The organism is Streptomyces tendae (assembly GCF_008632955.1).
Classification (GTDB): Bacteria; Actinomycetota; Actinomycetes; order Streptomycetales; family Streptomycetaceae; genus Streptomyces.
In genome coordinates, this window is the sequence record NZ_CP043959.1 from 1271036 (window position 1) to 1291057 (window position 20022).

16 protein-coding genes and 2 pseudogenes are annotated in these 20022 nt (G+C 70.8%); all 18 read left to right on the top strand.

What is annotated here, in order from left to right; all coding sequences use genetic code 11:
* The first annotated feature begins 13 nt into the window (after positions 1-13).
* On the top strand, positions 14-1405 hold the full coding sequence (gene lysA, locus F3L20_RS06060) for a diaminopimelate decarboxylase (protein WP_150152841.1): 1392 nt from the start codon (positions 14-16) through the stop codon (positions 1403-1405).
* A 156-nt stretch (positions 1406-1561) separates the two neighbouring features.
* A complete protein-coding gene (locus F3L20_RS06065; protein WP_150152843.1) occupies positions 1562-2854 on the top strand; it encodes a homoserine dehydrogenase in 1293 nt (430 codons plus the stop codon).
* Positions 2855-2860: 6 nt separating this feature from the next.
* The gene (thrC, locus tag F3L20_RS06070; RefSeq protein WP_145827365.1) at positions 2861-3919 is read left to right on the top strand and encodes a threonine synthase; all 1059 of its coding nucleotides are present in this window, start codon (positions 2861-2863) and stop codon (positions 3917-3919) included.
* A 526-nt stretch (positions 3920-4445) separates the two neighbouring features.
* Positions 4446-5362 (top strand): annotated as a pseudogene (gene thrB / locus F3L20_RS06075) (homoserine kinase).
* A 418-nt stretch (positions 5363-5780) separates the two neighbouring features.
* Positions 5781-7847: a transcription termination factor Rho gene (gene rho / locus F3L20_RS06080; protein ID WP_150152846.1), complete on the top strand. Its 2067-nt coding sequence runs from the start codon at positions 5781-5783 to the stop codon at positions 7845-7847.
* A 169-nt stretch (positions 7848-8016) separates the two neighbouring features.
* Positions 8017-9792 carry a trypsin-like serine protease gene (locus F3L20_RS06085; RefSeq protein WP_240810849.1) on the top strand — a complete coding sequence of 592 codons (1776 nt, stop codon included), beginning with the start codon at positions 8017-8019 and terminating at the stop codon, positions 9790-9792.
* A 166-nt stretch (positions 9793-9958) separates the two neighbouring features.
* Complete coding sequence (rpmE, locus tag F3L20_RS06090; RefSeq protein ID WP_024884511.1) at positions 9959-10180, top strand: 50S ribosomal protein L31; 222 nt, start codon at positions 9959-9961, stop codon at positions 10178-10180.
* A 105-nt stretch (positions 10181-10285) separates the two neighbouring features.
* On the top strand, positions 10286-11353 hold the full coding sequence (prfA, locus tag F3L20_RS06095) for a peptide chain release factor 1 (RefSeq protein WP_145827368.1): 1068 nt from the start codon (positions 10286-10288) through the stop codon (positions 11351-11353).
* A 28-nt stretch (positions 11354-11381) separates the two neighbouring features.
* A complete protein-coding gene (gene prmC, locus F3L20_RS06100; protein ID WP_093768131.1) occupies positions 11382-12227 on the top strand; it encodes a peptide chain release factor N(5)-glutamine methyltransferase in 846 nt (281 codons plus the stop codon).
* 56 nt (positions 12228-12283) lie between these two features.
* Complete coding sequence (locus F3L20_RS06105; protein WP_145827370.1) at positions 12284-12931, top strand: L-threonylcarbamoyladenylate synthase; 648 nt, start codon at positions 12284-12286, stop codon at positions 12929-12931.
* Positions 12928-13605, top strand: a complete 678-nt coding sequence (locus F3L20_RS06110) for a protein-tyrosine-phosphatase (protein WP_150152848.1) — start codon at positions 12928-12930, stop codon at positions 13603-13605. The genes F3L20_RS06105 and F3L20_RS06110 overlap by 4 nt, the downstream gene beginning before the upstream one ends.
* 125 nt (positions 13606-13730) lie before the next feature.
* Positions 13731-14963, top strand: a pseudogene (gene glyA, locus F3L20_RS06115) (serine hydroxymethyltransferase); the annotation flags it as partial.
* 138 nt (positions 14964-15101) lie between these two features.
* Positions 15102-16445, top strand: coding sequence for an MraY family glycosyltransferase (locus F3L20_RS06120; RefSeq protein WP_150152851.1), 1344 nt, complete (start codon positions 15102-15104; stop codon positions 16443-16445).
* A gap of 312 nt (positions 16446-16757) precedes the next feature.
* Complete coding sequence (locus tag F3L20_RS06125; protein WP_024884518.1) at positions 16758-17195, top strand: hypothetical protein; 438 nt, start codon at positions 16758-16760, stop codon at positions 17193-17195.
* A gap of 225 nt (positions 17196-17420) precedes the next feature.
* Positions 17421-18242, top strand: a complete 822-nt coding sequence (atpB, locus tag F3L20_RS06130; RefSeq protein ID WP_024884519.1) for a F0F1 ATP synthase subunit A — start codon at positions 17421-17423, stop codon at positions 18240-18242.
* Positions 18243-18319: 77 nt separating this feature from the next.
* Positions 18320-18550, top strand: a complete 231-nt coding sequence (atpE, locus tag F3L20_RS06135) for an ATP synthase F0 subunit C (protein WP_024884520.1) — start codon at positions 18320-18322, stop codon at positions 18548-18550.
* A gap of 41 nt (positions 18551-18591) precedes the next feature.
* On the top strand, positions 18592-19137 hold the full coding sequence (locus tag F3L20_RS06140; RefSeq protein WP_150152854.1) for a F0F1 ATP synthase subunit B: 546 nt from the start codon (positions 18592-18594) through the stop codon (positions 19135-19137).
* The gene (locus F3L20_RS06145; RefSeq protein WP_145827375.1) at positions 19134-19949 is read left to right on the top strand and encodes a F0F1 ATP synthase subunit delta; all 816 of its coding nucleotides are present in this window, start codon (positions 19134-19136) and stop codon (positions 19947-19949) included. The genes F3L20_RS06140 and F3L20_RS06145 overlap by 4 nt, the downstream gene beginning before the upstream one ends.
* Positions 19950-20022 lie beyond the last annotated feature (73 nt).

The window sequence follows — 20022 nt, forward strand, 5'->3', positions numbered from 1 at the left end:
CCCAAGACCTGCCATGAGCCGTTCCGCACACCCCGCCGGGCCCCGTCACGCCGACGTCCTCCCCGAGGGGCACTACTCGGCGCCGCCCGCCGACCTCAACGCCCTCGACCCCAAGGTGTGGTCGCAGACCGTCACCCGTGACGCCCACGGTGTGCTCACCGTCGGCGGGATCGACGTCAAGCGGATCGCCGAGGAGTACGGCACCCCCGCCTACGTCCTCGACGAGGACGACTTCCGGTCCCGGGCGCGCGCCTGGCGCACCGCCTTCGGGGAGAACGCCGACGTGTTCTACGCGGGCAAGGCGTTCCTCTCCCGCGCCGTCGTGCGGTGGCTGAACGAGGAGGGGCTGAACCTCGACGTCTGCTCCGGCGGCGAGCTGGCCACGGCCCTGTCCGCCGGCATGCCCGCCGAGCGCATCGCCTTCCACGGCAACAACAAGTCCGTCGCCGAGATCCGCCGGGCCGTCGAGGCCGGCGTCGGGCGGATCGTCCTGGACTCCTTCCAGGAGATCGTCCGCGTCGCCCACATCGCCCGCGAGCTCGGCACCCGGCAGCGGGTGCAGATCCGCATCACCGTGGGCGTCGAGGCGCACACCCACGAGTTCATCGCCACCGCCCACGAGGACCAGAAGTTCGGCATCCCGCTGGCCGGCGGGCAGGCCGCCGAGGCCGTGCGGCGCGCGCTGCAGCTGGACAGCCTGGAGCTCATCGGCATCCACTCGCACATCGGGTCGCAGATCTTCGACATGTCCGGCTTCGAGGTCGCCGCGCACCGCGTGGTCGGGCTGCTCAAGGACATCCGCGACGAGCACGGCGTCGAGCTGCCCGAGATCGACCTCGGCGGCGGCCTCGGCATCGCCTACACCAGCGACGACGACCCCCGCGAGCCGCACGAGATCGCCAAGGCGCTCACCGAGATCGTCACCCGCGAGTGCGAGGCCGCGAAGCTGCGCACCCCCCGTATCTCCGTAGAGCCGGGGCGCGCGATCGTCGGGCCGACCGCCTTCACGCTCTACGAGGTCGGCACCGTCAAGCCGCTCGACGGGCTGCGGACGTACGTCTCCGTCGACGGCGGCATGTCCGACAACATCCGCACCGCCCTGTACGACGCCGAGTACAGCGTCTCCCTCGTCTCCCGCTCCTCCGACGCCGAGCCCATGCTCGCCCGGGTCGTCGGCAAGCACTGCGAGAGCGGTGACATCGTGGTGAAGGACGCGTTCCTGCCGGGCGACCTGGCGCCGGGCGACCTGATCGCCGTGCCGGCGACCGGGGCGTACTGCCGGTCCATGGCCAGCAACTACAACCACGTACTGCGGCCGCCGGTGGTCGCCGTCAAGGACGGTGAGGCGCGCGTCGTCGTCCGGCGCGAGACGGAGGAGGACCTGCTGCGGCTCGACGTCGGCTGAGAGGCTCCGCGGACGGCTACCGCGCCGGCGGAAGATCTTTCGCCGGCGCGGTCATGGAAATGAAATAGATGTCTCACGATCCGGACTTGGCACAGAAAGTCCCGTTCGGTGAGTGAGACTGGTGCAACCGAGACGGTAATCAGGAAACGAGGTCGGATGATGCGTACGCGTCCGCTGAAGGTGGCGCTGCTGGGCTGTGGAGTGGTCGGCTCAGAGGTGGCGCGCATCATGACGACGCACGCCGACGACCTCGCCGCCCGTATCGGGGCCCCGGTGGAGCTCGCCGGGGTCGCCGTACGGCGCCCGGACAAGGTGCGCGAGGGCATCGACCCCTCCCTGGTCACCACCGACGCCACCGCCCTGGTCAAACGCGGCGACCTGGACATCGTCGTGGAGGTCATCGGCGGCATCGAGCCCGCCCGGACCCTCATCAGCACCGCCTTCGAGCACGGCGCCTCCGTCGTCTCCGCCAACAAGGCCCTCCTCGCCCAGGACGGCGCCGCGCTGCACGCCGCCGCCGAGGAGCACGGCAAGGACCTCTACTACGAGGCCGCCGTGGCCGGCGCCATCCCGCTGATCCGCCCGCTGCGTGAGTCCCTCGCCGGTGACAAGGTCAACCGGGTGCTCGGCATCGTCAACGGCACCACCAACTTCATCCTCGACAAGATGGACTCCACCGGCGCCGGCTACCAGGAGGCCCTGGACGAGGCCACCGCGCTCGGGTACGCCGAGGCCGACCCGACCGCCGACGTCGAGGGGTTCGACGCCGCCGCCAAGGCCGCCATCCTCGCCGGGATCGCCTTCCACACCCGTGTGCGCCTCGACGATGTCCACCGCGAGGGCATGACCGAGGTCACCGCCGCCGACTTCGCCTCCGCCAAGGAGATGGGCTGCACCATCAAGCTGCTCGCCATCTGCGAGCGGGCCGGGGACGGGGCGTCCGTCACCGCGCGCGTGCACCCGGCGATGATCCCGCTCAGCCACCCGCTGGCCTCCGTGCGGGGCGCCTACAACGCCGTGTTCGTCGAGTCGGACGCCTCCGGCCGGCTGATGTTCTACGGTCCCGGCGCGGGCGGCGCGCCGACCGCCTCCGCGGTGCTCGGCGACCTGGTCGCCGTCGCCCGCAACCGGATCAACGGGACCACCGGTCCCGGCGAGTCCGCGTACGCGGCGCTGCCCGTCTCGCCGATGGGCGAGGTCGTCACGCGCTACCACATCAGCCTGGACGTGGCCGACAAACCGGGTGTTCTCGCCCAGGTCGCCACCGTGTTCGCGGAGCACGGTGTCTCGATCGACACGGTCCGCCAGCAAGGCAAGGACGGGGAGGCGTCGCTCGTCGTCGTCACCCACCGTGCGTCCGACGCGGCCCTCGGCGGGACCGTGGAGGCGTTGCGCAAGCTCGACACCGTGCGTGGTGTCGCCAGCATCATGCGGGTTGAAGGAGAGTAACCAGCAATGACCCACCAGTGGCGCGGAATCATCGAGGAGTACCGGGACCGGCTGCCGGTGTCGGACACCACGCCGGTCGTGACGCTCCGTGAGGGCGGTACGCCGCTCGTGCCCGCGCAGGTGCTCTCCGAGCGCACCGGCTGCGAGGTCCACCTCAAGGTCGAGGGCGCGAACCCGACCGGGTCCTTCAAGGACCGCGGCATGACCATGGCCATCTCCCGGGCGAAGGAGGAGGGCGCCAAGGCGGTCATCTGCGCCTCCACCGGCAACACCTCCGCCTCCGCCGCCGCGTACGGCGTGCGCGCCGGCATGGTCTCCGCCGTGCTGGTGCCGCAGGGCAAGATCGCTCTGGGCAAGATGGGCCAGGCCCTGGTGCACGGCGCGAAGATCCTCCAGGTCGACGGCAACTTCGACGACTGCCTCACGCTGGCCCGCGCGCTGAGCGACAACTACCCGGTGGCGCTGGTCAATTCGGTCAATCCGGTGCGCATCGAGGGGCAGAAGACCGCCGCCTTCGAGATCGTGGACATGCTGGGCGACGCCCCCGACATCCACGTCCTGCCGGTGGGCAACGCGGGCAACATCACCGCGTACTGGAAGGGCTACAAGGAGTACGCCGCCGACGGCGTCAGCACCCGTACCCCGCGCATGTGGGGCTACCAGGCCTCCGGCAGTGCGCCGATCGTGCGCGGCGAGGTGGTCAAGGACCCGTCGACCATCGCCACCGCCATCCGCATCGGAAACCCCGCCTCGTGGGACTTCGCGCTCGCCGCGCGGGACGAGTCGGGCGGCCACATCGAGGAGGTGACGGACCGTGAGATCCTGCGCGCCTACCGGCTGCTGGCCTCCCAGGAGGGCGTCTTCGTGGAGCCCGCGTCCGCCGCGTCGGTGGCCGGTCTGCTGAAGGCGGCCGAGCAGGGCAAGGTCGATCCCGGACAGAAGATCGTCTGCACCGTCACCGGCAACGGTCTGAAGGACCCCGACTGGGCCGTCGCCGGCGCCCCGCAGCCGGTCACCGTCCCCGTCGACGCGGCCACCGCCGCCCAGCGGCTCGGTCTCGCCTGACCCACGGCAACCCGGGCTCGTCCGGCCCAAGGCGCGGGGCCGCGCGGCCCATGGCGACTCGGGTCGTGCGGCCCACGGCGGCCCCGGCTCGTCCGGCCCACGCCGGCCCTGGCCCGGTTCGTCCGGCGGACGGCAACCCGGCTCGTCCGGCCCACGGGGCCTCGGCCCGTCCGGCCCGTGCGGATCCGCGCGCTCACAGCGACGCGGATCCGCCGGAACCGGCGTAAGGACGCGCCTGCCTGGGGAGGCTCACCACAGGGGGTGCACGGGGGGCTTACGACACGCATCGTGCGCCTCCTGTGCGCCCTATGTCGCAGGTGAACCTTCCTTCGATAGGCTGTACCGAACCCGCCCGCCGCATATGCCGCGGTAGTGCGTCGTCCCCGTGGTCCCCGCCAGTGACCCGGGGCGGCCCGCAAGCGGCCGGCCAGCCCGGCCGGCGGCGGCCCGAGGGTTCTCGTACGCCATCGAATGTCCATCGAACGTCATTCGACAGTCCACGCAGCTCAAGGAGAGTCTTCGAGCGATGGCCGGTCCCGCGTTCCGCGCCGCCGCCGTCCGGGTGCGCGTCCCCGCCACCAGCGCCAACCTCGGCCCGGGCTTCGACGCCCTCGGCCTCGCGCTGGGCCTCTACGACGACGTCGTCGTCCGGGTGGCGGACTCCGGGCTGCACATCGACATCGCCGGTGAGGGCAGTGAAACCCTCCCGCGGGACGAGCGCCACCTTCTCGTACGCTCCCTGCGCACCGCCTTCGACCTGCTCGGCGGACAGCCGCGCGGTCTGGAGATCGTCTGCGCCAACCGCATCCCGCACGGCCGGGGTCTCGGCTCCTCGTCGGCCGCCATCTGCGCCGGGATCGTCGCCGCGCGCGCCGTCACGATAGGCGCCGACGCCAAGCTCGACGACACCGCGCTGCTGGAGCTGGCCACCGAGATCGAGGGCCACCCCGACAACGTCGCGGCCTGCCTGCTCGGCGGGTTCACCCTGTCCTGGCTGGAGGGCGGCGCCGCCCGGGCGATCAGGATGGAGCCTGCCGATTCCATCGTTCCGGTGGTCTTCGTGCCCGCGAAGCCGGTCCTCACCGAGACCGCGCGCGGACTGCTCCCGCGCACCGTGCCGCACGTCGACGCCGCCGCCAACGCGGGCCGCGCGGCCCTGCTCGTCGAGGCGCTGACCCGGCGCCCCGAGCTGCTGCTGCCCGCCACCGAGGACCGTCTGCACCAGGAGTACCGCGCCCGGCCATGCCGGAGAGCGCCGCACTGGTGGAGCGGCTGCGCGGGGACGGGATTCCCGCAGTGATCTCCGGCGCCGGACCCACGGTGATGGCGCTGGCCGACGCGGGCACGGCCGACAAGGTCGAAGCACTGGCCGGCACCGACTGGGCCGCTAACCGGCTCGGGCTCGACGTCCGGGGAGCGAGCGTCCTTCCGCTCGCCACCTGACACGGTTGCCGGATTTGGAGAGGGGGAATGTTTGTTGGATCCGGTAGTGTTAACCTCAAGTCTGCACCCGACCCCACCATGGCGAGGTGCCTCGTGTCCCCGTCCGGGACAGACATTCTTCCGGGAGCCCCCCAAGCCGCACTGTGTTCACTGCGACGCACGCAGGCCGTACGTCGTACGCGGACACTGAACGGCCCGCCAGTGGGGGTACCCCCTCTGGGGGAGCTTCGGAACCGGTGCGACCGCGCCACGTGACACTGGGTGCCACGGCTCGAGGTAGCGCCATCACCAGATATCTCTTCCGCCGCTGAGGCGGACCACCGCCCCGGCACGGTCCACACACCAGGGAACGATGCCGGACAGCACAACCGGTCGCCGAGCCAGACAGGCCGACGTCCGCTCCAGGGAAGGACCCTTCGTGAGCGACACCACCGATCTGATGGGCGCACGTGTCGAGGAGACCGCTGCCGCGCCCGCCACGGACGCTTCCGCGCCTGCCACCGGTGCCGGCTCCCGGCGGCGCCGCGGTACCGGCCTCGAGGGCATGGTGCTGGCCGAGCTGCAGCAGGTCGCATCCGGCCTCGGTATCAGGGGCACCGCGCGCATGCGCAAGAGCCAGCTGATCGAGGTCATCAAGGAGGCGCAGGCCGCCGGTTCGGGCGCCCCCTCCGCGGACGCCCCGGCCAAGGCCGAGGCCGCCGGCGAGACCAAGCCCAAGCGCCGCGCCACCTCCCGCACCCGCACGGGTGACACGGCCGAGAAGGCGGAGAAGGCCGGCAAGAAGGCCGAGGCCAAGGACGAGCAGGCGCCCGCCGACAAGGCCGCGGCGCAGCAGCAGATCGAGATCCCCGGCCAGCCCTCGCCGAAGGCCTCCGACACCGAGCAGGCCGCCGAGAGCGCCCCCGCCGAGCGCCGCCGCCGTCGCGCCACCGCCGAGGCCGGCGCCCCGGCCGCCGCGGCCGAGACGATCACGGCCGAGGCGAAGACCGAGACCAAGAACGACAACCCGGCGCAGCAGCAGGGTGAGGGCAAGTCCGACCACGACGGCGGCGAGGGCCGCCGCCGCGACCGGCGCGACCGTGACCGCGGCCGCGACCGCGGCGACCGTGGTGACCGCGGCGACCGAGGTGACCGCGGCGACCGTGGTGACCGCCGGGGCAAGGGCGACGACCAGCAGCAGAGCCAGGGCGGCGGCCGTCAGCAGAACCAGCAGGGTGGCGGGAACCGTCAGGACGACGGGTACGACGACGACGGTAGCGGCCGCCGTGGCCGTCGCGGCCGCTACCGCGACCGCCGTGGCCGCCGTGGCCGCGACGAGGTGCAGGAACCGCAGATCAACGAGGACGACGTCCTCATCCCGGTCGCGGGCATCCTGGACATCCTCGACAACTACGCCTTCATCCGGACCTCCGGCTACCTGCCCGGCCCGAACGACGTGTACGTCTCCCTCGCCCAGGTCCGCAAGAACGGCCTCCGCAAGGGCGACCACGTCACCGGTGCGGTCCGCCAGCCCAAGGACGGCGAGCGGCGCGAGAAGTTCAACGCGCTGGTCCGCCTGGACTCCGTCAACGGCATGGCGCCCGAACACGGCCGCGGCCGCCCGGAGTTCAACAAGCTGACCCCGCTGTACCCGCAGGACCGGCTGCGCCTGGAGACCGACCCGGGCGTACTGACCACGCGGATCATCGACCTCGTGTCGCCGATCGGCAAGGGCCAGCGCGGTCTGATCGTGGCCCCGCCGAAGACCGGCAAGACCATGATCATGCAGGCGGTCGCCAACGCGATCACCCACAACAACCCCGAGTGCCACCTGATGGTCGTCCTCGTCGACGAGCGTCCGGAAGAGGTCACCGACATGCAGCGGTCGGTGAAGGGCGAGGTCATCTCCTCGACCTTCGACCGTCCGGCCGAGGACCACACCACGGTCGCCGAGCTCGCCATCGAGCGCGCCAAGCGCCTGGTGGAGCTGGGTCACGACGTCGTCGTGCTGCTCGACTCGATCACGCGTCTGGGCCGTGCGTACAACCTCGCCGCCCCGGCCTCCGGCCGCATCCTGTCCGGTGGTGTCGACTCGACCGCCCTGTACCCGCCGAAGCGCTTCTTCGGTGCGGCCCGCAACATCGAGGACGGCGGATCGCTGACCATCCTCGCCACCGCCCTGGTGGACACCGGGTCCCGCATGGACGAGGTGATCTTCGAGGAGTTCAAGGGCACCGGCAACATGGAGCTCAAGCTCGACCGGAAGCTCGCCGACAAGCGCATCTTCCCCGCGGTGGACGTCGACGCGTCCGGCACCCGTAAGGAAGAGATCCTGCTCGGCAACGAGGAGCTGGCGGTCGTCTGGAAGCTGCGCCGCGTGCTGCACGCGCTGGACCAGCAGCAGGCGATCGAGCTGCTCCTCGACAAGATGAAGCAGACCAAGTCGAACGTCGAGTTCCTGATGCAGATCCAGAAGACGACGCCGGCGCCGGGCAACGGCGACTGACGTCACCCCCTTCCCGGGCCCCCGCGCGGGCACGACGAACGGCCGTCCCTTCACGGGACGGCCGTTTTTCGTGCACGGATGTGGTCGGACAGGTGTACGATCACGCTGCTCCGGGCTGTCCTTGAACAGGATTCAGAGCCCGAACTCAGCATCCCGAGGGGGGAATTGCATGGACACACCCATGTCCGGACCCGGCCGTCGCAGACGCCGGTTCGCCGTCGTCGCGGCCGGTGCCGCCGCGGCCGTCGGCGCGGCGCTGCTGTCGGCGCCGGCCGCCCAGGCCGCACCCGCGCCGCCGCGGCCGACGGTCGCTCCGGCGATGGAGTCGCCGTCCCAGGCCGAACTGGTCCGCCGCATCGTGGGTTCGATGGCGGCGGACGAGGCCGCGCGCGCGAAGGACAAGGCGTCGCTCAGCACGAGCGGCAAGACCGGGTCCGGCATCGACGCGAAGATCATCGGTGGCACCACCACCACGATCGCCTCCGCGCCCTGGATGGCGCAGCTGCACTACTACGACCCGGTCGCCGACGAGGGCTTCTTCTGCGGCGGCGTCGTCGTCGCGCCGACGAAGATCCTCACCGCCGCGCACTGCGTCAAGGGCTACAACTGGTACCTGAACGGCGCCGTCGTCACGGGAGCCACCCAGCTGCCGTCCGCCGACGGCGACCTGCACGGCGGCACCGCGACCGCCGTCTGGCGCCAGTGGCACAACCCGGCGTACAACGAGGCCGCCATCGACAACGACATCGCGGTGCTCACGCTGCCGGTGCCGGTGAAGGCGACCCCGCTGCGCATGACCACGGCGGGCGACACGGCCTCGTACGCGCCCGGGACCAACGCCCGGGTCTACGGCTGGGGGCGCACCACCTCCACCAACAACGAGATCTCCGAGTACCTGAAGACGGCGACGCTGCCCATCCAGTCCGACGCCACGTGCGCCGGCGCCTGGGGCAGCGACTACGTCCGCGGGCACATGGTCTGCGCGGGCACGCCCGCCACCGGCAGCGACGCCGGCACCACCACCGCCTGCAACGGCGACTCCGGTGGGCCGCTGGTGGTCAACAACCGGATCGTGGGCGTCGTCTCCTGGGGCGTCGAGGACTGCGTGGCGAAGGGCGCCTACGGCGTCTTCACCAAGGTGGCGAGCTACGTCGGCGTCACCTACCCGCGCGTCGACGACACCGACATCAACGGCGACCACCGCGCCGACCTGTGGGCCCGCAAGAAGTCCACGGGTATCGGCTACTCCCGCAACTCGCTGGGCTCGAAGTTCGCCGCCCAGGAGGAGTGGGGCGACTGGAGGGGCGTCAACGTCGTCCTCCAGACCGACCTCGACCGCGACGGCTACCAGGACCTCGTCTACCGCGCCACCGACGGGAGCCTGTACTGGGCGCACTACGTCATCTCCAGCAACAGCTGGGCCACCAAGCGGCTCAGCACCGGCTGGAAGACCGTCCGCCAGATCGTCACCCCCGGTGACGTGACCGGCGACTACCTGCCCGACCTGGTGATCGTGGACTCCGCGGGCGTGCTGTGGACGTACCCGGGCAAGGGCAACGGCACCTTCTCGGCCCGTCTGAAGACGGGCACGGGCTGGGCCGGGTTCGACGTCCTGCGCGGTCACGGTGACTTCACCGGCGACGGCCGTACCGACCTGGTGGCCCGTGTCCGCAGCACCGGCGACCTGTACCTGTACAAGGGCACCGGCAAGGCCGGATCGGGCTCCTTCACCGGCCGGACCAAGCTGGCCACGTGGAAGAGCACCACGTACAACGCGATCGTCACGGTCGGCGACGTCAGCGGCGACGGCAGGGCGGACCTGCTGGCCCGCACGCCGAGCGGCACGCTGTACGTGTACCGGGGCACCGGCCGCAACACCGCGCCGTTCTTCTCGGCGCGGGTCTCCATGGGCACCGGCTACCAGAGTTACGACCTGCTGGGCTGAGCCTTCGGCTGTCCGTTGGGACCGCGGGGTGGCCCCGGGAATGATCCCGGGGCCACCCCCGTTTTGGGAGACGGCGCCAGTCCTGGCAGACTGGTACGTCGGCCCCGGTTCACGCCCCGCATCCCGCGGATGCGACCCGGTGCCCTCCCGAAACCTAGGAGACACCTTGAAGCGCGACATCCACCCCGAGTACGTCGAGACGCAGGTCAGCTGCACCTGTGGCGCGTCGTTCACCACCCGCAGCACGATCACCGGCGGCAACATCCGCGCCGAGGTCTGCTCCGAGTGCCACCCGTTCTACACGGGCAAGCAGAAGATCCTCGACACCGGTGGCCGTGTGGCCCGCTTCGAGGCCCGCTTCGGCAAGGCCGCCGGCTCCAAGAAGTAGCGAGCACCGAATCGCCGGTCCACGGCCGCGCCCCCGCCCGGGGGCAGGCCGGGACCGGCGTTTTTGGTCGCCCGCCCTTCACCCACGTACCAGCAGGAGCCCAAGATGTTCGAGGCCGTCGAGGAACTCGTCGCCGAGCACGCCGACCTGGAGAAGAAGCTCGCCGACCCGTCGGTCCACGCCGATCAGGCCAACGCGCGCAAGCTGAACAAGCGCTACGCCGAGCTCACCCCGATCGTCGCCACGTACCGCTCCTGGAAGCAGCACGGCGACGACATCGAGACCGCGCGCGAACTGGGCGCCGACGACCCGGAGTTCGCCGCCGAGGTCAAGGACCTGGAGGCGCGGCGCGAGGAGCTCACCGAGAAGCTGCGGCTGCTGCTGGTCCCGCGCGACCCCAGCGACGACAAGGACGTCATCCTCGAGATCAAGGCGGGCGCGGGCGGCGACGAGTCCGCCCTGTTCGCCGGCGACCTGCTGCGCATGTACCTGCGCTACGCCGAGCGCGTCGGCTGGAAGACCGAGATCATCGACGCCACCGAGTCCGAGCTGGGCGGGTACAAGGACGTCCAGGTCGCCGTGAAGTCCCGCGGACAGATCGAGCCCGGCCAGGGCGTGTGGGCCCGGCTGAAGTACGAGGGCGGGGTGCACCGCGTGCAGCGCGTGCCCGCCACCGAGTCGCAGGGCCGCATCCACACCTCGGCCGCCGGCGTCCTGGTGACCCCCGAGGCGGAGGAGGTCGACGTCGAGATCAACCCGAACGACCTGCGCATCGACGTCTACCGCTCCTCCGGCCCGGGCGGGCAGTCGGTCAACACCACCGACTCCGCCGTGCGCATCACGCACCTGCCGACCGGTGTCGTCGCCTCCTGCCAGAACGAGAAGAGCCAGTTGCAGAACAAGGAGCAGGCACTGCGTATCCTGCGCTCCAGGCTCCTCGCCATGGCGCAGGAGGAGGCGGAGCGGGAGGCCGCCGACGCCCGCCGCAGCCAGGTCCGCACCGTCGACCGCTCCGAGAAGATCCGCACGTACAACTTCCCGGAGAACCGCATCTCGGATCACCGCGTCGGCTTCAAGGCGTACAACCTGGACCAGGTCCTGGACGGCGACCTGGCCGCGGTGATCCAGGCCTGCGTCGACGCGGACTCGGCCGCCAAGCTCGCCGCCGCGTAAGCACCCGAAGACAGCCCGGAGGACCAGCGTGAACCTGCTGCTCGCCGAGGTGGCCCAGGCCACCCAGCGGCTCGCCGACGCGGGCGTGCCCTCGCCGCGCACCGACGCGGAGGAGCTCGCCGCGTTCGTGCACGGCGTCAAGCGCGGCGAGCTGCACACGGTGAAGGACGCCGACTTCGACGCCCGGTACTGGGAGGTCATCGCCCGCCGTGAGGCCCGCGAGCCGCTCCAGCACATCACCGGCCGGGCGTACTTCCGCTACCTGGAGCTCCAGGTCGGCCCCGGGGTGTTCGTGCCCCGCCCGGAGACCGAGTCGGTGGTCGGGTGGGCCATAGACGCCGTGCGCGCGATGGACGTCGTCGAGCCGTGCATCGTCGACCTGTGCACCGGCTCCGGCGCGATCGCGCTCGCCCTGGCGCAGGAGGTGCCCCGGTCCCGTGTGTACGCCGTGGAGCTGTCCGAGGACGCCCTCAGGTGGACCCGCAGGAACATGGAGGGGTCCAGGGTCGAACTGCGCCAGGGCGACGCCCTGACGGCCTTCCCCGACCTCGACGGCCAGGTCGACCTGGTGGTCTCCAACCCGCCGTACATCCCCCTCACCGAGTGGGAGTACGTCGCCCCGGAGGCCCGCGACTACGACCCCGAGCTCGCGCTGTTCTCCGGTGAGGACGGCCTGGAGCTGATCCGCGGCCTGGAGCGCACCGCGCACCGGCTGCTGCGTCCCGGCGGGGTCGTCGTCGTCGAGCACGCCGACACCCAGGGCGGCCAGGTGCCGTGGATCTTCGCCGAGGACCGCGGCTGGACCGACGCGGCCGACCACCCCGACCTCAACAACCGCCCCCGGTTCGCCACCGCACGCAAGGCGCTGCCGTGACCGGCACGGCGCATACTTCTTCCCCCCAGCAGCACGTGTACGAGGAGGCCCGCTAAATGGCTCGGCGATACGACACCAACGACGCGACCGACCGCACGACCGGTCTGCGCGAGGCCGCGTCAGCCGTGCGCCGGGGCGAGCTCGTGGTGCTGCCGACCGACACGGTGTACGGCATCGGCGCCGACGCGTTCAGCTCCGAGGCCGTCGGCGACCTGCTGCAGGCCAAGGGCCGCGGCCGCCACATGCCCAGCCCCGTCCTCATCGGCTCCCCGAACACCCTGCACGGCCTGGTCACCGACTTCTCGGAGATGGCCTGGGAACTGGTCGACGCGTTCTGGCCGGGCGCGCTGACGCTGGTCGCCCGCCACCAGCCGTCGCTCCAGTGGGACCTCGGCGACACCCGCGGCACCGTCGCCGTGCGCATGCCGCTGCACCCCGTGGCCATCGAACTGCTCACCGAGGTCGGCCCGATGGCCGTCTCCTCCGCCAACCTCACCGGCCACCCGGCGCCGGAGAACTGCGACGCCGCGCAGGAGATGCTCGGCGACTCGGTCTCCGTCTACCTGGACGGCGGGCCCACCCCGGGCAACGTGCCGTCGTCCATCGTCGACGTCACCCGGCCGGTGCCGGTGCTGCTGCGCGAGGGCGCCCTCTCGCCCGACGAACTGCGCAAGGTGGTACCCGACCTCGAGGTGGCGAATTGACGGCCCCTGAGGCGGGGCGTGGCATAGGCAACGGGGAATCCGACGCGGAGGTGACGACGACCTTCGGGTTTCCGCGCGACAGCTTCCGCATCCTCCACGTCAGCACCGGAAACGTGTGCCGCTCGCCCATCACGGAGCGGCTGACCCGGCATTTCGTGCACCAGCGCCTCGGCGTCCTGGGCGGCGGGCTGATCGTCGAGAGCGCCGGCACCTGGGGGCACGAGGGCGCGCCGATGGAGGCACACGCGGAGACGGTGCTGGGGGAGTACGGCGCGGACGCCTCCGGCTTCACGGGCCGGGAACTGCTCGACGAGCACGTCATCCGCGCCGATCTCGTGCTGACCGCGACCCGCGACCACCGCGCCCAGGTCATCTCCATGGGCCACTCGGCGGGGCTGCGCACCTTCACGCTGAAGGAGTTCACCCGCCTGGTCGACGCGATCGACCCGGCGACCCTGCCGCCCCTGGAGGACGGGCTGGTCATGCGCGCCCGCGCCCTGGTCCGTGCCGCCGCCGCCCTGCGCGGCTGGCTCCTGGCGCCCACCGCCGAGGCGGACGAGGTCCACGACCCGTACGGCGCCCCGCTGTCCTTCTTCCGCTCCATCGGCGACGAGATACACCAGGCGCTGGACCCGGTGGTGACGGCGCTGACCGGAGTGCCGGCGCGGACCTGAGCGGCCTGCCGCCTTCCGGACGAAGCGACGGGCCCCCTCCCGGACGAGGGTGCAAGAACTCGGGCACACCGGGACGGGCGGGCCTACATTGGTCGTACGTCAGTGCCGACGTCCGGGAGCCCACGATGACGGTCACCCATGCGCTCGAGGCCGATGTCCTGCGCCGGCAGGACCCCGAGCTCGCCGAGGTGCTGCTCGGCGAGCGCGAACGGCAGGCGGCCTCGCTGCAGCTGATCGCCGCCGAGAACTTCATGTCACCGGCCGTGCTGGCCGCCCTCGGCTCGCCGCTGGCCAACAAGTACGCCGAGGGCTACCCGGGCAACCGTCACCACGGCGGCTGCGAGATCGTCGACGTCGCCGAGCGCCTCGCCGTGGACCGCGCCAAGGCGCTGTTCGGCGCCGCCCACGCCAACGTGCAGGCGCACTCCGGCTCCTCCGCCGTGCTCGCCGCCTATGCCGCCCTGCTGCGCCCCGGCGACACCGTCCTCGCCCTCGGCCTGCCCTACGGCGGTCACCTCACCCACGGCTCTCCGGTCAACTTCTCCGGCCGCTGGTTCGACTTCGTCGGCTACGGGGTGGACGCGGAGAGCGGCCTGATCGACCACGAGCAGGTGCGCGCCCTCGCCCGCGCCCACCGCCCCAAGGCGATCGTGTGCGGCTCCATCGCCTACCCCCGTCACATCGACTACGCGTTCTTCCGAGAGGTCGCCGACGACGTGGGCGCGTACCTGATCGCGGACGCGGCGCACCCCATGGGGCTGATCGCCGGGGGAGCGGCCCCCAGCCCGGTGCCGTACGCGGACATCGTGTGCGCGACCACGCACAAGGTGCTGCGGGGGCCGCGCGGTGGGATGATCCTCTGCGGCGAGGACCTGGCCGAGCGCGTGGACCGGGCGGTGTTCCCCTTCACCCAGGGCGGCGCGCAGATGAACACCATCGCCGCCAAGGCGGTCGCCTTCGGCGAGGCGGCGACCCCGGCGTTCGCCGCGTACGCCCACCAGGTGGTGACGAACGCGCGGGCGCTGGCCGCCGCGCTCGCCGCCGAGGGGCTGGCGGTCACCACCGGCGGCACCGACACCCACCTGATCACCGCCGACCCCGCCCCCCTCGGCGTCGACGGACGCGCCGCGCGGGGCCAGCTGGCGGCGGCGGGTCTGGTCCTGGACTGCTGCGCCCTGCCGCACGACGACGACCGCGGGCTGCGTCTGGGCACGGCCGCGGTCACCACACAGGGCATGGGCGCCCGGGAGATGACGCTGGTCGCCGGACTGCTGGCGAGCGTGCTGCGCGGCGGTACGGATCCGGCGCGGGCCCGGGAGGACGTGCGGGAGCTGGCGGCGGCCTTCCCGCCGTACCCCGCTGAGCGGGCCGGACGGGGGAGCGGCCCCGGCACGGCTGTCCGTGCAACCATCGTCGGTACCCGGAAGTCTCCACTCTTATGCGCCCCTCGCTAGGGTGTGGGGCTGTGAAGGCCAGCGAGATCTGTGGGGAAGCCCGTGCGTGAATACCTGCTGACGCTCTGCATCACGGCCGCGGTGACGTACCTCCTGACCGGACCGGTGCGGAAGTTCGCGATCGTGGCGGGGGCGATGCCGGAGATCCGGGCACGTGACGTGCACCGGGAGCCCACTCCGCGGCTCGGCGGGATCGCGATGTTCTTCGGCCTGTGCGCGGGCCTGCTGGTCGCCGACCACCTCACCAACCTCGACCAGCTCTTCGAGAACTCCAACGAGCCGCGCGCGCTGCTCTCCGGGGCCGCGCTGATCTGGCTGATCGGTGTACTGGACGACAAGTTCGAGATCGACGCCCTGATCAAACTCGGCGGGCAGATGATCGCCGCCGGCGTGATGGTCATGCAGGGTCTGACGATCCTGTGGCTGCCGATCCCGGGCGTCGGCTCGGTCGCGCTCACCCAGTGGCAGGGCACGCTCCTCACCGTCGCCCTGGTCGTCATCACCATCAACGCGGTCAACTTCGTGGACGGCCTGGACGGTCTCGCCGCCGGCATGGTGTGCATCGCGGCGGCCGCGTTCTTCCTGTACGCCTACCGCATCTGGTACTCGTACGGCATCGAGGCGGCCGCCCCGGCGACGCTGTTCGCGGCGATCCTGATGGGCATGTGCCTGGGCTTCCTGCCGCACAACATGCACCCGGCGCGGATCTTCATGGGTGACTCCGGCTCGATGCTGATCGGCCTGGTGCTGGCGGCCGGCGCGATCTCCGTGACGGGCCAGGTGGACCCGGACGCGCTGAAGCTGTTCGCCGGCTCGGAGAAGGAGGCCGTGCACCAGACGGTGCCGGTCTACATCCCGCTGCTGCTGCCGCTGACCATCATCGCGGTGCCGGCCGCCGACCTGATCCTGGCGATCGTCCGGCGTACCTGGCGCGGTCAGTCGCCGTTCGCGGCGGACCGCGGGCACCTGCACCACCGGCTGCTGGAGATCGGCCACTCGCACAGCCGGGCGGTGCTGATCATGTACTTCTGGTCGGCGCTGATCGCCTTCGGCGCGCTGACCTACTCGGTGAACTCGGCGTCGATGTGGATCGTGCTGAGTGTGGTGATCCTCTCCACCCTCGGGCTGGTGCTGCTTCTGCTGCCCCGCTTCACGCCGCGTGCCCCGCACTGGGCCGAGGCCTTCGTGCCGCCGCGCTACCGGCGCGGGAGGACGGCCGGGACCGAGGGGCGCGAGGACGCCCAGGAGCCGGGCGGGGAGCCGGTCCAGGGCCCGGAGGAGGCCTCCGAGGCCCGTACACCGGTGGCGGCCGGTGTCGCCGGTGTCAACGGCGCGAGTGCCGTGGGACCCCGCGCACGCCTGGCCGACCGATCACGGGCAAAGTAAGAATTCGACTAGAGCATTGCCAAGTCGTGGTGCTTCGATGGGGCGGCGTTGGGGTCACCAACCGCCCCAATATCAGACATACGGTCGCCTGTCGCGCTCAGACGCGCGAGTTGCCCCTCATGTGTGACTCTACGCACACCTTTCAGGTAAAGACTGCATCAAATAGTTTGTGATACCGTTCACGAGAACCCCGAAGAGAGCCGACGAGCCGCCCGGTGACGGCTCACCGGTGCGGTGAATTCGCACCCGGCCCGGGGGTTTACGCTCGTCCATGACGACACACTGCCCCCTGTGAATTGCGGAGTTGCCGCCATGCCGTCCAATGACGTCCGGATCCTGGCCCAGGCCGCCGTGCCCACGGCTGCCGTCGGTGCTGTCGCCGCCGTCATCAGTGCTGTGGTGGCCGGCGGCAAGGGGGCGGTCGGAGCCGTCGTCGCGACCGTGGTGGCGATGCTCTTCATGGGGATCGGTCTCTACGTCCTGCAGCGCACCGCCAAATCGCTTCCGCATCTTTTCCAGGCGATGGGCCTGATGCTCTACGCGGCACAGATCCTGCTGCTGTTCGTCTTCCTCGCCGTCTTCAAGAACACGACGCTGTTCAACCCCCGGGCCTTCGCGATCACCTTGGTCGCCGTCACGCTGGCATGGATCGCGGCGCAGACGCGGGCCCACATGAAGTCCAAGATTCTCTACGTCGAACCCGAGTCGACGACGGACACGAAGTCCGAAAAATCGGGGCACTCGTCGTGACGGGTAGGGGCGGGATAAAGAGGCCGGCAAGACCCTGCTATCGTCCGGTGCCAACTGCGGCATCGCGGGCGCGGGCATCCCTGCTGACGCCTGCTCAATCGCGAGGCGAGATGCCCCCCAGCCGCCCCCACATCCGTAACACCAGTCCCGTGCCGAACCGCGGCTCAGCGCCGCGCCGACACAACGAGGTTGCCGTACCTATGCGCCACGCTGAAGGAGCCCGCGGTGAGTGCTGACCCGACGCAGGTGCTCGCCTTCGAGACCGACTGCCACATCTTCGACGGCTGTGGCTTCCCGGCTCCCGGCCTGCACTCGTTCCTGTTCGAGCCCCTCTGGGGCGACGCGGACAGCAACCTGTACTTCAACAAGCCGATGCTGCTGGCCCTGCTCGGCTCGCTCGTCATCATCGGCTTCTTCTGGGCCGCCTTCCGTAAGCCGAAGGTCGTCCCGGGCAAGCTCCAGATGGTCGCCGAGGCCGGATACGACTTCATCCGGCGCGGCGTCGTGTACGAGACCATCGGCAAGAAGGAGGGAGAGAAGTACGTTCCGCTGATCGTCTCCCTCTTCTTCTTCATCTGGATGATGAACCTCTGGTCGATCATCCCGGTCGCCCAGTTCCCGGTCACCTCGATCATCGCCTACCCGGCGGTACTCGCGGCCGTCGTGTACATCCTGTGGGTCTCGCTGACGTTCAAGCGGCACGGCTTCGTCGGCTTCTTCAAGAACGTCACGGGTTACGACAAGTCGCTCGGCCCGGTGCTGCCGCTGGCCATGCTCATCGAGTTCTTCTCGAACCTGCTGGTGCGGCCCTTCACGCACGCCGTGCGTCTCTTCGCGAACATGTTCGCGGGCCACACCCTGCTGCTGCTCTTCACGATCGCCAGCTGGTACCTGCTGAACGGCGTCGGCATCGCCTACGCGGGCGTCAGCTTCATCATGACGATCGTGATGACGGCCTTCGAACTTTTCATCCAGGCCCTTCAGGCGTACGTCTTCGTGCTCCTCACGTGCACGTACATCCAGGGCGCGCTCGCCGAGCACCACTGAGCGCACCCCCGCACCACCACCCCCTGATCGTCCGGTGGCCAACCCCCACCGGTCCGTAAAGAAAAGGAAGAACTGGCATGTCCCAGACCCTTGCCGCTGTTTCCGGCTCGCTCGGCTCCATCGGTTACGGCCTCGCTGCCATCGGCCCCGGCGTCGGCGTCGGCATCATCTTCGGTAACGGCACCCAGGCCCTCGCCCGCCAGCCCGAGGCAGCCGGCCTGATCCGCGCCAACCAGATCCTGGGCTTCGCGTTCTGTGAGGCGCTCGCCCTGATCGGTCTGGTCATGCCGTTCGTCTACGGCAAGTAATCGCGGATCAACTTCCCGCCGACTAGACGAAAGGCAAACCCATGAGCCCGATGCTCACGATCGCGGCCGAGGAGATGGAGAATCCCCTCGTCCCGCCGATCCCCGAGCTCGTCATCGGCCTGATCGCCTTCGTCATCGTCTTCGGCTTCCTCGCCTGGAAGCTCCTCCCGAACATCAACAAGGTTCTGGAAGAGCGGCGCGAGGCCATCGAGGGCGGTATCGAGAAGGCTGAGGCCGCGCAGACCGAGGCCCAGAGCGTCCTCGAGCAGTACAAGGCCCAGCTCGCCGAGGCCCGGCACGAGGCCGCGCGTCTGCGCCAGGAGGCGCAGGAGCAGGGCGCCACGCTCATCGCCGAGATGCGCGCGGAAGGCCAGCGGCAGCGCGAGGAGATCGTCGCCGCCGGTCACGCCCAGATCGAGGCCGACCGCAAGGCCGCCGCGTCCGCGCTGCGCCAGGACGTCGGCAAGCTCGCCACCGAACTGGCCGGCAAGCTCGTCGGCGAGTCCCTCGAGGACCACGCCCGGCAGAGCCGCGTGATCGACCGCTTCCTCGACGAGCTCGACCAGAAGGCCGAGGCCGCACGATGAACGGAGCGAGCCGCGACGCCCTGGCAGCCGCACGCGAGCGTCTCGACGCGCTGACGGACTCCACGTCCACGGACGCCGGCTCGCTCGCCGGTGAGCTGGCCGCCGTCACCGCGCTGCTCCACCGCGAGGTGTCGCTGCGTCGGGTCCTCACCGACCCGGCGCAGGCCGGTGACGCCAAGGCCGACCTGGCCCGGCGCCTCCTCGGCTCGCAGGTCAGCGGTCCGGCCGCCGACCTGGTGGCCGGCATGGTGCGCTCCCGCTGGTCGCAGTCCCGCGACCTGGTGGACGCCCTGGAGGAGCTGGCGAACACCGCCGACCTCACCGCCGCCCAGAAGGCCGGTGCGCTCGACGACGTCGAGGACGAGCTGTTCCGGTTCGGCCGGATCGTCTCCTCCAGCACCGAGCTGCGTGCCGCGCTCACCAACCGCAGTGCGCCCGCCTCCTCCAAGAGCGAGCTGCTGCGCAGCCTGCTCGGCGGCAGGGCGAACGCGGCCACCGAGCGTCTGGTGACGCGACTGGTGACCGCGCCGCGTGGACGTAGCCTGGAGACGGGACTGGAGTCCCTGTCCAAGCTCGCCGCCGACCGCCGGGACCGCATGGTGGCCGTCGTCACCTCCGCGGTACCGCTGAGCGACGGCCAGAAGCAGCGCCTGGGCGACGCCCTCGCGAAGCTCTACGGCCGGCGGATGCACCTCAACCTCGACGTCGACCCCGCGGTCGTCGGCGGGATCCGGGTGCAGGTCGGTGACGAGGTCATCAACGGCTCCCTGGCGGACCGGCTCGAGGACGCGAGCCGCCGGCTGGCGAGCTAGGCATCACATTCTTCATAAGCAGTAAGCAGTAAGCAGTACGCACTTACGGCCCTGGTTGGGCCGTGAAGAGGAT